General features: G+C 68.5%; 8 protein-coding genes. 6 read left to right on the top strand and 2 right to left on the bottom strand.

Annotation, left to right across the window (positions count from 1 at the left end; translation table 11 throughout):
- Nucleotides 1-360 precede the first annotated feature (360 nt).
- On the top strand, nucleotides 361-1,404 hold the full coding sequence (locus tag ACO07J_RS21195) for a hypothetical protein (RefSeq protein WP_422032677.1): 1,044 nt from the start codon (nucleotides 361-363) through the stop codon (nucleotides 1,402-1,404).
- A 2-nt stretch (nucleotides 1,405-1,406) separates the two neighbouring features.
- Nucleotides 1,407-2,627, top strand: coding sequence for a GNAT family N-acetyltransferase (locus tag ACO07J_RS21190; protein ID WP_422032675.1), 1,221 nt, complete (start codon nucleotides 1,407-1,409; stop codon nucleotides 2,625-2,627).
- Nucleotides 2,628-2,637: 10 nt separating this feature from the next.
- Here the strand turns inward: ACO07J_RS21190 and ACO07J_RS21185 are convergent, their stop codons facing one another.
- Nucleotides 2,638-4,209 (bottom strand): hypothetical protein, encoded by a 1,572-nt coding sequence (locus ACO07J_RS21185; protein WP_422032673.1) that lies wholly within the window; start codon nucleotides 4,207-4,209, stop codon nucleotides 2,638-2,640.
- Between the two features lie 283 nt (nucleotides 4,210-4,492).
- On the opposite strand from ACO07J_RS21185, the gene ACO07J_RS21180 reads away from it, so the two are divergent.
- Nucleotides 4,493-5,602, top strand: a complete 1,110-nt coding sequence (locus tag ACO07J_RS21180; RefSeq protein WP_422032671.1) for a glycosyltransferase family protein — start codon at nucleotides 4,493-4,495, stop codon at nucleotides 5,600-5,602.
- A 12-nt stretch (nucleotides 5,603-5,614) separates the two neighbouring features.
- Nucleotides 5,615-6,589, top strand: a complete 975-nt coding sequence (locus ACO07J_RS21175; RefSeq protein WP_422032669.1) for a glycosyltransferase — start codon at nucleotides 5,615-5,617, stop codon at nucleotides 6,587-6,589.
- On the opposite strand, the gene ACO07J_RS21170 is transcribed toward ACO07J_RS21175, so the two are convergent.
- Entirely contained in the window at nucleotides 6,586-7,350 is a 765-nt protein-coding gene (locus ACO07J_RS21170) for a WecB/TagA/CpsF family glycosyltransferase (RefSeq protein ID WP_422032667.1), read from the bottom strand. The genes ACO07J_RS21175 and ACO07J_RS21170 overlap by 4 nt on opposite strands.
- A 113-nt stretch (nucleotides 7,351-7,463) precedes the next feature.
- Between ACO07J_RS21170 and ACO07J_RS21165 the strand changes: the two genes are divergently transcribed.
- Together ACO07J_RS21165 and ACO07J_RS21160 are read left to right on the top strand one after the other, a co-directional pair.
- The gene (locus tag ACO07J_RS21165; RefSeq protein WP_422032665.1) at nucleotides 7,464-8,900 is read left to right on the top strand and encodes a hypothetical protein; all 1,437 of its coding nucleotides are present in this window, start codon (nucleotides 7,464-7,466) and stop codon (nucleotides 8,898-8,900) included.
- A 348-nt stretch (nucleotides 8,901-9,248) separates the two neighbouring features.
- Nucleotides 9,249-15,695: a type I polyketide synthase gene (locus tag ACO07J_RS21160; RefSeq protein WP_422032663.1), complete on the top strand. Its 6,447-nt coding sequence runs from the start codon at nucleotides 9,249-9,251 to the stop codon at nucleotides 15,693-15,695.
- Nucleotides 15,696-15,700 lie beyond the last annotated feature (5 nt).

The raw sequence follows: 15,700 nt of genomic DNA, 5'->3' as shown, positions 1-15,700 counted from the left end.
CGTAACCGCGACAGTCGCGGCATTTGCTGTCGCGGCCCGGAAAAACGGCGGGGCCGCGGTTACTCCTGATCGGCTGACGCTACGGCCTTGTCACAATTCCGCCAAACTTCCGGCGCAGAATCGGCACAGTCGCCCCGAAACCCCGCGATATCCGGAAACAGTCCGCGCCGATCCCGCGCCGATCCGTTGAAACCGGGAACAATCGCCGCCGCCCTCCGGCCGGGCCACGGCCGAATCACCTCGAATCGAATTGCCACGGGCTTTCCACAAAACCGCCCATTTGCGCCGCTACCCCTGCCGCCCTGAGGCACAGACAGGCCGCCCCCACCGGCGGCCCCGATACGCGAGGGTGACGGACGCATGGCAAAGAAGACACGCAACAAGCGGATGACCCGGGTCATGGAAAGCGCCGAGAAGGTCTTCCGCGAGCCGGTCGAAAGCATCTCCGCCCCCGGCGGCGAGAACCGGTCGAGCTATCGCCTGCACCTGCCCGGCCGCTCTGTCGTGGCCACCCTGCGCCCCACCTTCCAGCGCACCCATCTCGAGGCCTACACCCTGCGCCGGCTGGCGCCCTTCTGCGACGACATCCCCGAATGCCTTGCCGTCGACGGGGTGATCCTGTTCCAGTCCGACGTGGGCTCCCGCCGCCTCAACCGCGAGATCATCGCCCGCGACCCCGAAGACCGCCTGGCGCTCGCCGCCGAGTCGGTCGCCGCCATCTTCCGCATCCAGATGGCGGGCCAGAAGGCCGGCCTGCGCGACATCCTCCCCCATCTCGGCCAGAACGACGACTGGATCGAGAACCTCGTCCACTCCGCCGATTTCCTGGCCGAGCTCTCCGCCGGCCGCGGGCGCGAGATCGACAAGGCCCAGCTCTGCGCCCGCATCGCCGCCCCGGCGCAGCAGTTCGTCAAGTGGGATTGCCGCTCCGGCAACGCCGCACTGGGCGAGGATGACCGCCTGCGCTGGTTCGACTTCGAATATTCCGGCATCCGCCACGGCGCCGAGGACCTGGCCTGGCTGCTGGGCGACGAGGTCTGGCCGATCGCCCCCGAGGACATGCTCGACATCATCACCGATGCCTACGACCCGGCCCTGGGCCACACCCTCGACGCCTATCTCGACTACCTCGCGCTCTACACCACCTTCCACTGCATCCAGCGCCTGCAGCTCGTGGTCCGCGAATCCGAAAAGCGCGGCTGGCAATCCATGCGCCGCATCCGCAAGTACGACGATGCCGGCGTCCACCCGCAATTCGCCGCCCATCTCTGCCGCGTCGGCGCGCTCTTCGCCCGGCGCAACACCATGACCGCCCCCATCGCCAGGGATTTCGAGGAGGCCGAGCAGGTCTTCGTCACCCTCCTGCGCGACGGCATGAAACAGAAGATGCTCGAGAAGGCGTAACCATGCTGCAAGACAAGGCCCCCCGCCCCGCCACCGGCCTGCAGGTCGATATCGTCGACACGCCCGACGCCTTCGACGCCCTCGCCCCCGCCTGGCGGCGCCTGCAGGCGCGCGACATGGAATCCACCGTCTTCCTGACATGGGACTGGCTGGCGCTGGCCTTCCGCCAGAACCCCTGGCGGTGGAGCGTGCTGGTCGTCCGCGACCCCGTCGACAGCGACGAGGCGATCTGCATCGTCCCGCTCAAGTACCGCACCCACTGGAGCCGGAGCCAACAGGAATTCCAGACCCAGCTCGAGGCCGGCGGCCGGCTTCTGTTCAGCGAGTATACCGGCTTCCTCTGCGACCCCTCGCAGGAGGAGGCGGGCCTCGCCGCCGCCGCCGACAAGCTGGCCGCGATGCCCTGGTCGCGCCTCTCCATGCGCTACGTCGCCCAAAGCCGCCGTGCCCGCATCTTCACCGACCGTCTGGCGGCGCGCGGGCTCACCGTGCGCTACCGCGACTACCGGATCAACAAGGGCGAGGCCGACAACCTCGTCAGCCCCCAGGTCGACCTCCCCGAGGCGTTCGACAGCTACCTCAAGGCCCAGGTCAGCGCCAACACCCGCCAGCGGTTCAACAAGATGCGCCGCCGCCACCTCGAGACCGGCGACTACCACGTCACCCATGCCGACGACGCCACGCTGAACGACGACATCACCGCCCTCCTCACCTTCTGGACGGCCAAGTGGGCCGAAACCAAGGGCCGCGAGACCGCCGAACAGGTGGCCGCGAACTACCGCAGCGTCCTGACCGCGGCGCACCAGTGCGGCGCGTTGTTCCTGCCGGTCCTGAAACGGGGCGAGCGCCGGCTCGGCGCGCTGGGCCACGTCATCGACCGCCAGAACGGCATCCTGCATTTCATCGTCGCCGGCCGCGACACGCAGGCCGAGGAAACCTTCATCGGCGACGCCCTGCATTTCCACGCCATCGAATGGGCCATCGGCCAGGGCTTCATCTGCTACGATTTCGGCCACGGCAACGAGCGCTACAAATACAGCTACGGCGCCGAAGACCTGCAAACCCTCTATTTCGATATCCGCCGGGCCGAGGCGGGCAGCGCCGGCATGCTCGACGTGCTCTGCCTCGGCGAGGCGCTCAAGCGCATGGAAGGCTTCATCCGCGACGGCAAGACCGACCGCGCGGCCCGCGCCTGCGCCCAGCTTGCGGGCCTGCTGACCTGACCGCCGGGGCCTAGGCGCCCTCGTACCGGTCCGAGATCAGCCGCCCCGGCCGCCGCGCCCGCAGCCGCGCGGCCAGGTCCAGCAGCCGCCGCGCCTTGGCGGCATCCAGCCCGTCCAGGCTCAGCGCGTGCAGCGCGTAGATATCGCCGTGATGCCGGGTCAGCTTGTCCGGAAACCGGACGAAACCAAGGAACGCCCGCACCCGGCTTTCCCCGCCCAGCGCCGCCACGATCTGCGCGGCATCGCGAACCCCGCCCAGTTTGCGCAATTTGGAATTGCGCCGCACCCGCGGCTCGGGGAACCCCTCCTGGTAGGGGATGTCGGCCACCTCCGGATAGGCCCGCGCGATGGCGTCGTTGTGCAATTGCTGGTCCTTGGTCACGCTGTAGGGCAGCGAGATGCAGAACTCCACGAACTCCGGGTCGAGATAGGGGCAGAACACGTGCCGCGCACTGCCCAGGATCGCCTGCGGCACGAAATTGATCTCGCGCCGCGTGCGGTGGAACATCCAGAACATCTGGTAGGGGTCGGGCGCATCGGCATATTGCGCGATCGCAGGCGCCACGTAATCGCGCACCTCCTCGTCCATCCCCGGTGAATAGATCGGGCCGGCGCCCTTGCCCCAATGGGATTGCGAGACGACCCTGCCGTGCCCGTCGATCATCCCCTGCGCGATCCCCTTCCAGTCGCCCTTCCGCGACAGGCCCATGAACCAGTCGGCGGAATCGTCGGGGTTGGTCAGGATATCGCCGGCGATCCCGTCGAAGCTCACGGCATCGCGGCCGAGGAAATAATCGTTGAGCGGCATCATCTGCGCATGCTCGTCGGCGCAAAGGCTGGTCATCACCAGCGCCCGAAGCGTGTCGGCCAGCCGTGGCCGGCCAAAGCCCAGCATCTCGTGCGTCACGCCCAGCCGTTCGCACAGGGCGCGCGCCGCCATCGCCTCGCGGTTGGGAACGGCGCCGTTGTGGTGGAAGGTCACGCAAGCCTCGGGCCGCCGCCCCTGGTGCAGCACCTCCAGCAGGATATGCCGGCTGTCCCGCCCGCCGCTCAGCGGCACGTGGAACGGGCCGGTGTGTTCCTCCAGCGCGCGGGCCACGGCGCTGCGGAAATGGGTGATCATGCCGTCGACGGCGCCCTCGCGGCTGATCTCCTGCGTGCCGGGCACCGTGGCGCCGCTCTCGACCCGGACGGCGCCCGTGCCGTCCCATGTCAGCACGCCGCCGGGCGGCAATGTCTTCACGTGCTTCAGCGGCGTGTCGTCGTTGACGAAAATACCGATCCGGTGAAACACCGCCAGCGCGCGGGCGTCCTGCGTGGCGTCGCACCCCTCGGCCACCAGTTTCACCAGCGAGGGCGAGACCGCCACCACCCCGTCCTTCTCGTACCAGAAAAGCGTGTAGAACCCGTAGCGGTCGACCCGCGCGGTCAACCGGCCGTCGGTCCAGCCCCACTCCGCCCAGACCGTCGCCGCCTTGCCGTGCGGGCCCGAGGCCCAGCTCTCCGCCCCCCGCACGACCACCCGCTCCCCGTCGCGGCGCAGGATCAGGAAGGGCGGGTCGTCATCGGGCATTGCGGGCACGTCAGGCGTCCTTTCGGGCATTCTGGCGGCATGGAACGCAAAACCCGGCCCCGCGGCAAGGGCACAATCACCAAACCCGCCGCGGCGATGCGGCGCGGCCACCACACAGACCGTTTTTCGCCATTTTTCTGACCCCGGAACGTGGTTTCCTGCAACAATACGAGCAGGAACAATAGATGACTGAACCCCGTATTGTTTCCCGTCCCGCCCCTCGGCGGGCCGACGCGCCCCTTGTCAGGGGCCGTGTGCGGGTGTTTCCTGCGCGCGGAAACGGAGGCACGGCATGATCGCGTGGCGAATCAGTCGGAAAATCAACGCGGCGCTGCACCAGCGGCGCCGGCGCGGCGCGTTCCGCAAGCCGTTCAGCGGCAACTCGGCCAAACGCCTGCTGCTGCTGACCATCGGCGAGCGCATCCCGCAAAGCCAGATCTTCCCGTTCCACTACTACGCCCGCGATTTCCGCGATGCGCTCGACACCGAGATCCGCGAGGTCGAGATCTCCGATTACGTGGCCGGCCTGCCCGACGGGCCGCGCGATGCCACCACCGTCTGTTTCCAGACCCCGTTCGACATCCCCGATGACGAGCTGGCCCGCACCATGGCCGCCATCCGCGACCGGAACCCCAAGGCCCGGCTCGTCTATCTCGACTGGTTCGCCCCCACCGACCTGCGCATGGCCCACCGCCTGCCCGAGATCGACCACTACGTCACCAAGCACGTCCTGCGCGACCGCGACCGCTATGCCAAGCCGCTCTATGGCGACACCACGCTGATGGATTACTACGGCCGCAAGTACGACCTGCCGCATGACGAAACCCGCTTCCCCATCCCCCCCGGTTTCCGCGACAAGCTGCATCTCGGCCCGTCCTTCGTCACCGCCGATTTCATGCTGCCCGCTTTCGCCGCCGGCCAGCGCCCCGACGGCCCCCGCCCGATCGACCTGCACGCCCGCATCGCGGTGGACGGCTCCCCCTGGTACGAGGCGATGCGCGCCGAATCCCTCGCCGCCGCCGAATCCCTGCCCGACACCGAAACCGTCACCGGCACGGGCATCGGGCACCACCGCTTCATCTCCGAATTGCAGCAAAGCAAGATCTGCTTCAGCCCCTTCGGCTATGGCGAGGTCTGCTGGCGCGATTTCGAGGCCGTGCTGACCGGCGCCGTCCTCCTCAAGCAGGACATGCAGCATGTCGAGACCAAGCCGAACATCTTCGTGCCCAACGAAACCTACGTGCCCCTGCGCTGGGACCTGTCGGATTTCGAGGAAAAGGCCCGCTGGCTGATCAACGATCCCGCCGCCCGCGACCGTATCGCCCGGCAGGCCTTCGACCGGCTGCACGACTATGCCCGCTCCGGCCGCTTCGCCGCCCAGATGGCCCCGCTGGTGGGTTGAGGGCGCGGGCCAATGACCTCCGCCCACCCCCGCATCGCCGCGGTCGTCATCGGCCGTAACGAGGGCGCGCGCCTCCGCGCCTGCCTCGCCTCTCTCTCCGGGGCCTCCCCCGTCATCTACGTCGATTCCGGCTCCACCGACGGCAGCGCCGAGCATGCCCGCAGCATCGGCGCCCATGTCATCGACCTCGACACCTCCCAGCCCTTCACCGCCGCCCGCGCCCGCAACGCCGGGCTCAAGGCCCTCGACCGCACCGAGACCGACCTCGTCCAGCTCGTCGACGGCGATTGCACCGTCGAACCCGGCTGGCTCGCCACCGCCTCGGCCTACCTTAACGCCTACCCCGACACCGCCATCGCCTGCGGCCGCCGGCGCGAGGATCACCCCGAGGCCTCGCTCTACAACCGGCTCTGCGATATCGAGTGGAACACGCCCCCCGGCGACACAAGCGCCTGCGGCGGCGACATCCTCGCCCGGCTCTCGGCGCTCGACGCCGCGGGCCTCTACCGCGACGACCTGATCGCCGGGGAGGAGCCCGAGCTTTGCGTCCGCCTGCGCCGGCAGGGCTGGAAGATCCACCGCCTCGACGCCCCCATGACCCGCCACGACGCCCGCATGACGAAGCTCGGCCAATGGTGGACACGCACCCGCCGCGCCGGCCATGCCTTCGCCGAGGGCGCCCACCTCCACGGCGCCCCGCCCGAACGCCACTGGGTCGCCGAGACGCGCCGCGCGCTCCTCTGGGGCGCCGCCCTGCCGCTCGCCATCCTGATCGCCGCGCTGATCCACCCGGCGGCGCTGCTGCTCGCGCTCATCTATCCGCTACAGGTCGCCCGCCTCGCCGCCCGCCGCGGCCCGGCTTCGCGCGCCGCATGGGAATGGGCCGCCTTCACGGTGCTGGGCAAATTCGCCGAGGCCCAAGGGGCGCTGCAATTCCACGCCTCCCGCCTCCTGCGCCGCCGCGCCACGCTGATCGAGTACCGCTAGTGCCCGCCCGTCGACATACGCAGGCGCAGCGCCCCGATCACCAGCCGCGGCAGGATCGCGATGCAGCGGGCATAGCGCGGCCCCAGCCGCCTTATATCGCCCAGCGCGCGCCAGACCCATTCCACCACCAGCCGGCGCACCCACATCGGCGCCCGCGTCTGGCGACCCGAGATGAAATCCAGCCCCGCCCCGATCGAGGCGAAGCCCACATGCGGCGCCAGCTCGCGCCCCCGTGCCGCGAAACGCTCCTGCTTGGGCGCCCCCAGTGCAAGGAAGCACAGGCCCACGCCCTCCGCCTCCAACCGCTCCAGTATCTCGCCCGCCGCCGCGCCATCCGGGTCGAACCCCATCGGCGGAGCATGGCGGAGCACCACCCGCAGCCCCGGCATATCGGCCTCCAGCCGCTCGCCCGCTTCCTGCAATGTCGCCTCGTCGCTGCCCACCATCGCCACCGGCACCCCGGCCTCCCCGGCCATCCGGCACAGCGGCCGGATCAGGTCGGACCCCGGCAACAGCTCCACCGGGCGCCCGGCCAGCCGCGACAGCCACACGATCGGGTTGCCATCGGCCACCACCATGTCCTGCCGCGCATAGGCACGGGCAAAGGCGGCATCGCTCCGCATTTTCACGAGGTGGTCGAGGTTGATCGTCGCCAGCGCGAACCCCTCGCGCGCGGCAAATCTCGCGCCGACCGCCTCCGCCAATTCGGCAAAGTCGCGCAGGTTCACCCGAACCACCTGATCCCGAACCGTGAACTCCAAGAAAGGACGACCCCGCTTTCGCCGCATCCGACACCTGACCGGCCCGTCCACCTATACCGGGAATGCCCGCCCGGGCCACCGTCAAAAGCGCGCCTGCGGGCAATCCTCGCCTGATGCCCAACGCATTCGCATATCTCATGCTGATGATCTGGCCCGTCGCCTGCGTGGTGATGTTCCGCCGGATGGGCATCGAACGGGCGATCATCTGGGCGATCCTCGGCGGCTACCTCCTGCTGCCGCCCCGCGCGGTGTTCGACCTGCCGCTGGTGCCCGATTTCAACAAGACCTCGATCCCCAATCTCTGCGCGCTCGCCTGCTGCCTGTGGGTGGCCAGGCGCCGCGTGCCGATCTGGCCGGAAAGCCGGGTGATGAAGGTGCTGCTCTTCCTCTTTCTCGCCGGCACCATCCCCACCGTTCTGACCAATACCGACCCGATCCTGTTCTACTCGGTCTTCGATGCCGAACCGGTCTCCTTCGTCACCGGCGGCCTGCCGGGGCTGCGCCTCATCGACGTGCTCTCGATCGCCTCGCAACAGGCGATCACGCTCATCCCCTTCGTGCTGGGCCGCGCCTTCCTGTCCTCGCAGACGGGCCAGCGCGAGCTGCTGCTGGCGCTGCTGGTGGGCGGGCTGGTCTATTCCCTGCCGGCGCTGCTGGAAATCCGGCTAAGCCCGCAGATCAACATCTGGGTCTACGGCTTCTTCCAGCACGATTTCGGCCAGATGATGCGGCAGGGCGGCTTCCGCCCCATCGTCTTCCTTCCGCACGGGCTGTGGATGGCCTTCTTCTTCATGACCGCCGCCGCCGCCGCCGCGGTGCTCTTCCGCATGGCCGACCGCAAGGCCCGGCCCCGGCTGCTGGCGGCCACGGGCTATCTCTTCTGCGTGCTGATCCTCTGCAAGAGCCTCGGGCCGCTGGCCTATGGCCTTGCCGTGGTGCCCGCCATCCTGCTCGCCGCGCCCAAGATGCAGATCCGCATCGCGGTGCTCTTCGCCGGCATCGCCGTCCTCTACCCCGTCCTGCGCGATTACGGCCTCGTCCCGCTCGACCGCATCCTCGGCTGGGCCGAGGCGATCCACCCCGACCGCGCCCAGTCGCTCGGCTTCCGCTTCCAGAACGAGGAGCTGCTGCTGGAACGCGCGCACGAGAAATGGCTCTTCGGCTGGGGCGGCTGGGGCCGCAACCTCGTGCGCGACCTGACCACGGGCGAGATCATCTCGATCCCCGACGGCGAATGGATCATCGTCTTCGGCACCTTCGGCTGGCTGGGTTACCTCAGCAAGATGGGCCTGCTCGCGGTCCCGCTCTTCCTGCTCCTGCGCCACGCCCGCCAAGACCGGCCCACCCGCGCGGTGGCGGCGCTGGCCCTGATCCTCGCCATCACCCTGATCGACATGCTGGTGAACGCCATCCTCACCCCCTACACCTGGCTCATCGCCGGGGCGGTGCTCGGCTACACCGAATCCACCCGCCGGCAGGAGGCCGAGGACGAGAGCCACCTGCGCCCCGGGGCGGGCCGGCCCGGCCTGGCGAAACCGCTGATCGGGTGAGGGGGCTGGGGGTGACACCCCCCGCACCGACGTAATACCGACAAAATACCGACGTTATACCGACGTCGGTTTCCCGGCTAAAACCGCCTCCCCGGGCCCTCCGAAAAGAATCGCCCTGCCCTGCCGTCGGGCTCGCAGAATCGATTGTTCTGATATAGAAAACAATTTGGAACCGAATAGGAAATTGTCGCATCCATGTCGGTGTTCGCCCTCTAGTTGCGAAAATTTTTAGTTATGTTTTCCAGTTACTTGCGTCGAAATGTGGCGAAGTCATGAACATGAACTTGGGCCAGGGGCTGCGTTCGATGCAAAACCAGTGTGGGGGCCGAAGTCACGACTTCGCGCAGGATGAGTATGATTGGTAAACGAGTATATGCAAACAGTGGTCAGGACATAGCGATCGTCGGCATGGCACTGAAGGTGCCGGGCGCGCTAAATATTTCTGATTACTGGAAAAATCTGGAATCCGGCACCGAGAGCATCGACCGGCTGGACGCCGACGCGCTCAAGGCCGCCGGCGAGCGCCCCGACCGCATCGCCGACCCCAACTACGTGCCCGCCACCGCCCGCCTCGACGGCTACGACCAGTTCGACGCCGAGTTCTTCGGCTTCGGCCCGAAAGACGCCGCCATCCTCGACCCGCAGCACCGCAAGTTCCTCGAGGTGGCGTGGGAGGCGATGGAGCAATCGGGCCACCTTCCGGGCAACAAAACAAGGGATATCGGCGTCTTCGCGGGCTGCGGCATGGGCAGCTATTTCTACTTCAACATCTGCTCGAACCCCGACCTTGTCGACGACGTGGGCATGTTCCTCCTCCGCCATACCGGCAACGACAAGGACTTCATGACCACCCGCGTCAGCCACGTGTTCGACCTCAAGGGCCCCAGCGTCAACATCCAGACCGCCTGCTCCACCTCGCTCGTCGCCGTCCACTACGCCTGCGAGGCGCTGCGCTCGGGCCAATGCGACATGGCGCTCGCCGGCGGCTCGACCATCGAACTGCCCCAGGGGCGCGGTTACCTCTTCAAGGAAAACGAAATTCTCTCCCCCGACGGCCATTGCCACGCCTTCGACCACCGCGCCAAGGGCACGGTTTTCGGCAGCGGCGCGGGCGTCGTCGCGCTCCGCCGGCTGGAGGATGCCATCGCCGATGGCGACCACATCTGGGCCGTGGTGAAGGGCTCCGCCATCAACAATGACGGCGCCGCCAAGGCCGGCTACCTCGCCCCCAGCGTCGACGGGCAGGCCGCAGCCGTCTCCCGCGCCATCGACACCGCCGGCGTCACCGCCGATAGCATCGGCTATGTCGAATGCCACGGCACCGGCACCTATCTCGGCGACCCGATCGAGGTGGCCGCGCTGACCGAGGCCTACCGGAAAACCACCGACAAATCAGGCTTCTGCCGCATCGGCTCGGTGAAAACCAATATCGGCCACCTCGACACCGCCGCCGGCGTGGCCTCCCTCATCAAGACCAGCCTCGCGCTGCATCACAAGGCGATGCCGCCCAGCCTGAGCTTCGAGAAACCCAACCCCACCATCGATTTCGAAACCAGCCCGTTCCGCGTGAACGACCGGCTGACGGAATGGCCGCAAGGCCCCACCCCCCGCCGCGCCGGGGTCAACTCGCTGGGCGTCGGCGGCACCAACGCCCATGCCATTCTCGAGGAAGCGCCCGAACGCGCCGCCTCCGAGGAAGGCGACTGGCCCTTCCACGTGCTGACCATCTCGGGCAAGGGCAAAGCCGCCCTCGACGCCAACACGCAAGCCCTCGCCGCCCACCTGCGCGCCCATCCCGAGCAGCCGCTCGAAGACGTGGCGTACACCCTGAAAACCGGCCGCCACGCCTTCGACGACCGCCGCGTCGTCGTCGCCGAAACCCACGAGGAAGCGGCCGCCCTGCTGGAAGAGGGCAACCCCCACCGCGTCTTCACCCACAAGAAGCTGGGCGAGACACCCGACACCGTCTTCATGTTCCCCGGCGGCGGCGCGCAATATGCCGGCATGGCCCGCGACCTCTACGAGACCGAGCCGGTCTTCGCCGAATGGATGGATCGCGGCCTCGACCACCTTGGCCCGAAGCTCGACTACGATATCCGCGCCATCTGGCTCCCCGAGGCGGGCGACATGGAGGCCGCGAACGAGACGCTGAAGAAGCCCTCGGCCCAGCTTCCGCTGATCATGATCGTCGAATTCGCCCTGGCGAAACTCTGGATGTCCTGGGGCATCAAACCCGCCGCCCTGATCGGGCATTCCATGGGCGAGAATACCGCCGCCGCGCTCTCCGGCGTCATGAGCTTCGAGAACTGCATCGACCTCGTCCTCCTGCGCGGCCGTCTTTTCGACACCGTCGCCCCAGGTGGTATGCTCAGCGTCTCGCTGCCCGCGAGCGAGGTGCAGGAGATCATCGGCGACACCCTCGACATCGCCAGCATCAACGCCCCCGATCTCTGCGCCGTCACCGGCCCGCAGGACCGGCTCGACCGGCTTCAGGCCGAGCTTGAAGCGAAAGACATCGACTGCCAGCGCATCAACATCGACATCGCGGCCCATTCCCGGATGCTCGACCCGATCCTGCCCGAGTTCCGTGCCTTCCTACAGACGCTCGACCTGCAGGCGCCCGAAATCCCCTTCATCTCCAACCGCACCGGCGACTGGATCACCGAGAACGAGGCCACCGACCCCGACTACTGGACAGGCCAGCTTCGCAACTGCGTCCGCTTCGCCGACGGCATCACCACCCTCGCCGCCAAGCGCGACCGCGTGTTTTTCGAGGTCGGCCCCGGCCGCGCGCTCAGCTCGCTGTCGCAGATGTGCGACGCCGTCCAGCCCGGCCAGGTGCTGTCCGCCCTGCGCCACCCCGACGACGCCATCGCCGACGACAAGTTCCTGCTCGGCGTGATCGGCCGCTTCTGGGCCACTGGCATCGAGGCCGATTGGAGCCAGATCTGGGGCGAGGCACGGCGCAACCACGTGATCCTGCCGACCTACGCCTTCCAGACCAGCCGCTATTTCATCGAACCCGGCAAAGCCCGGCTGGCCGATGCCGCGCCCGACCTGACCCGCAGCGAAGACATTACGCAGTGGGGCTTCCGCCCCGTCTGGCAGCCCCGCTATGCCGACTGCGACGCCGAGACGCTTTCCACCTGCGGCGCCGAAGACCCGCAAACATGGCTCGTCTTCGCCGATGACACCGGCCTCACCGATGCCGCCACTGCCCGGCTGACCGCCGCCGGCCATACGGTCACCACCGTCCGCCCCGGCGATAGCTTCGCGCGCCTCGGCGACGACAGCTACCGCCTCGCCCCCGACCAGGGGCCCGAGGGCTATGCCCAGCTCTTCCGCGCACTCGCCGCCGAGGGCCGCCTGCCGACGCGCATCGTCCACGCGTGGCTTGTCACCGAGAAGGAGAGCTTCCGCCCCGGCAGCAACTTCTTCACCCGCAACATGGAGCACGGCTTTCACAGCCTGATGCACCTCGCCCAGGCCATCGAAAGCGTCGACCGCCCCGATGAGATGCATCTCACCGTGCTCACCACCGGCGCGGCACAGGTTCAGGGAGAGGCGCTGCCCTACCCCGAGAAAGCTACCATCGCCGGCCCGGCAGGCGTGATCCCGAAAGAGCTTCCGGGCGTCACCGTGGCCACGCTCGACATCGCCCTGCCCACGCCGGCCCCGTCGCGCCGCCGCAAACCCGCGCCGGTCGCGTTCCCCACCGAGCAGCTTCTCGAAGACCTCCTCGCCGAGCCCGCCAACAGCGTCGCCGCCATCCGCGACGGCCGCCGCTTCGCGCAGGCGTGGAAAGCCGCGGACCTGCCTGCCACGCCCGAGGAACCCGCCTTCCGCGACGGCGGAACCTACCTGATCACCGGCGGCATGGGCGGCATCGGCCTGACCGTCGCCCGCGACCTCGCCCAAACCCACGGCGCCAATATCGTGCTGCTGAGCCGCAGCGCCCTGCCCCCGCGCCACCAGTGGCAGACGCTGATCGACACCATGCCGGCCAGCAACCCCGTCGTCGCCCGCATCACCGCAATCCGCGAGTTCGAGGCGCTCGGCGGTGCTGTCCGCGTAGAGGTGGCCGATGTCTGCGATATCGAGCAGATGCAACAGGCCGTCGCCCGCGCCAAGGCCGATTTCGGCGCGATCAACGGCGTCATCCACGCCGCCGGCCTGATCGACGACGCCCCGCTTCTGGGCAAGAGCACCTTCGATGTCGAGCGCGTTCTGGCCCCGAAACTCCACGGTCTCCGCGTCCTCGACAGCCTGTTCGGGAAAGACGAGCTCGACCTCATGGTCCTCTTCTCCTCGACCAGCACGATCACCAAACCCGAAGGCCAGATCGACTATATCGCCGCCAACGAGTTCCTGAACGCCTTCGCCAAGTCGCGGCAGGGCGGCAAGACCCGCGTGCTCGCCGTCGACTGGGGCGTCTGGAACACCGTCGGCATGGCCGCCACCGCCGTGGCCGAGCGCAACGCCGAAGGCGCGGCGCCCGAGTGGCAGCCCGCCCCCCAGCCGCTCCTCGACGAAACCGCCCAGCACTCGGGCGACCGCCGCGCCCGCCTGACGCTCGACGCCAAGGCCGACTGGATCGTCAACGAACACCGCATGTCGACCGGCGCGGCCGTCCTGCCCGGCACCGGCTTCGTGGAACTGGCGATGGAATCCTACCTCGCCTCGGGCGGCGCCCTGCCGGTCGAACTGCGCGACCTCGTCTTCCTCCGCCCGCTCGACGTGCCGGAAACCGCGCCGCGCGGCGTGGAAACCTGCCTCACGCCCTCGGGCGCCGACATGGCCTTCGAAACCCGCAGCGCCTGTAGCGTTGATGGCCGCGACGGCATGGTCCTGAACGCCCAAGGCACCATGGGCGCCATCGACGAGGTGCCCGCACGGATCGACCTCGCCGCCCTTTCCGCTCGCTGCACCAACCTCATGGCGCATCACGGCCACGATGGCTTCGTCTCCCCGCAGGAGGCGCACCTGAATTTCGGCCCCCGCTGGCGCGTGGTGCAGGATGCCAAGACGGGCTCCGGCGAAGGGCTGGCCCGGCTGGAGCTGCCGCAGGCCGCCCGGGGCGACCTCGACGCCGGTTACATCCTCCACCCGGCCATGCTCGACCTCGCCACCGGCTGGGCGATCGAGCTGATCGACGGCTATGCCGGCAACCGCCTCTGGGTGCCGGTCTCCTATGGCTCGATCCGGGTCTTCCGCCCGATGCCGGCGGAGGTGTTCAGCTGGGTGCAGGTCCGCAGCGAAAGCGACTGGGACACCGGGATGGCCGGCTTCGACGTGGTGATCTGCGACGCGCAAGGTCATGTCATCGCCGAGATCGCCGACTTCCAGATGCAGCGCCTCTCCGGCGAGGCGACGCTCGGCGTCACTGCCGTCACCGCCAAGGACGACGTCCGCTTCCCCGAGGACCGCACGGCGCGCGCCCTCTCGCCCGCCGAGGCGCAGATGCAGCGCATGGTGGCGCTCGGCATCCGCCCCGAGGAAGGCGCCGAGGCCCTGCGCCGCGCGCTCGCCCGCCCCGGGGCCCAGATCGCCATCTCGCCGGTCGACCTCACCACGCTGGTGCAACTGGCCGAGGCCCGCGACGAGGCGAAGGAAACACAATCCTTCGACCGGCCGGAACTGACCTCCGACTACGCGGCCCCCGAAACGGCCACCCAGATCAAGCTGGCGGAGACCTGGGAACACCTCCTCGGCGTCAAGCAGATCGGGGTGGATGACAGCTTCTTCGACCTCGGCGGCCACTCGCTCCTCGCCGTCCGCCTTTTCGCGGCGGTCAAGCGCGACTTCGGCGTGCAGTTCCCCATCTCCGTTCTCTTCGAGGCCCCCACCATCGCCGGCCTCGCCACCATGCTCGACGCGCGCACCGGCGGCACCACGGACACCGGCACAGCACCCGAGGCCGCGGCCCCCACATCCTTCCGCTATGCCGTGCCCCTCAACGGCACGAAATCGTCGCGCATGCCCTTCTTCATCGTTGCCGGCATGTTCGGCAACGTCCTGAACCTGCGCCACCTTGCCCTCAGCATGGAAGACCGCCCGGTCTACGGCCTTCAGGCCCGCGGCCTGATCGGCGACGAGGCGCCCCACGACACGATCGAGGAGGCCGCCGCCGACTACATCGCCGAGATGCGTAGCATCCAGCCCGAGGGGCCTTACATGATCGGCGGCTTCTCGGGCGGCGGCATCACCGCCTACGAGATCGCCCGCCAGCTCGACACGGCCGGGCAGGAGGTGGCGATGGTCGTGATGCTCGACACGCCCCTGCCGGTGCGGCCGTCGCTCAAACCGGCCGACAAGGCGCTGATGAAGCTGCACGATATCCGCCGCAAGGGCCCGGCCTACCTGCTGGAATGGGCCCGCAACCGCTGGGCCTGGGAAAAGACCAAGCGCGCGCAGGCCGATGGCACGGCCCCCGCCGCCGACAGCGGCAATTTCAACAATCGCCAGATCGAGATGGCCTTCCGCGGCGCCGTCGCCCGCTACGAGCTCGCCCCGTGGGACGGCCCGCTCACTCTCTTCCGCCCACCGCTCGACCGGCACTGGAAGGTGACCGGCGGCAACTTTGTCAGCCGCGAGCGCGAATACGTCTTCGACGACAACCAGTGGACACCATGGGCCCCCGGCGTGAACGTCATCGAGGTGCCGGGTGACCATGACAGCATGGTTCTCATGCCCAATGTCAGCGTTCTGGCCAAACACCTGAACGGCCTTGTCCGCGACATCGAACGCAACAAACCCCGCGCGCCCGCCACGGCGGCGCGCACGGCGGCGGAGTGACGGCC

Origin of the sequence: Roseovarius sp. (assembly GCF_965228755.1) — a bacterium.
Classification (GTDB): domain Bacteria; phylum Pseudomonadota; class Alphaproteobacteria; order Rhodobacterales; family Rhodobacteraceae; genus Roseovarius.
Note: the sequence above shows the minus strand (reverse complement) of the source record. Positions and strands in the feature narration are given on the sequence as shown.

What these genes read in the sequence shown, in the direction of transcription:
- ACO07J_RS21165 (WP_422032665.1), top strand. Translation starts at nt 7,464, where the DNA reads ATGCCCAACGCATTCGCATATCTCATGCTGATGATCTGGCCCGTCGCC.
- ACO07J_RS21180 (WP_422032671.1), top strand. Translation starts at nt 4,493, where the DNA reads ATGATCGCGTGGCGAATCAGTCGGAAAATCAACGCGGCGCTGCACCAG.
- ACO07J_RS21175 (WP_422032669.1), top strand. Translation starts at nt 5,615, where the DNA reads ATGACCTCCGCCCACCCCCGCATCGCCGCGGTCGTCATCGGCCGTAAC.
- ACO07J_RS21160 (WP_422032663.1), top strand. Translation starts at nt 9,249, where the DNA reads ATGAGTATGATTGGTAAACGAGTATATGCAAACAGTGGTCAGGACATA.
- ACO07J_RS21195 (WP_422032677.1), top strand. Translation starts at nt 361, where the DNA reads ATGGCAAAGAAGACACGCAACAAGCGGATGACCCGGGTCATGGAAAGC.
- ACO07J_RS21190 (WP_422032675.1), top strand. Translation starts at nt 1,407, where the DNA reads ATGCTGCAAGACAAGGCCCCCCGCCCCGCCACCGGCCTGCAGGTCGAT.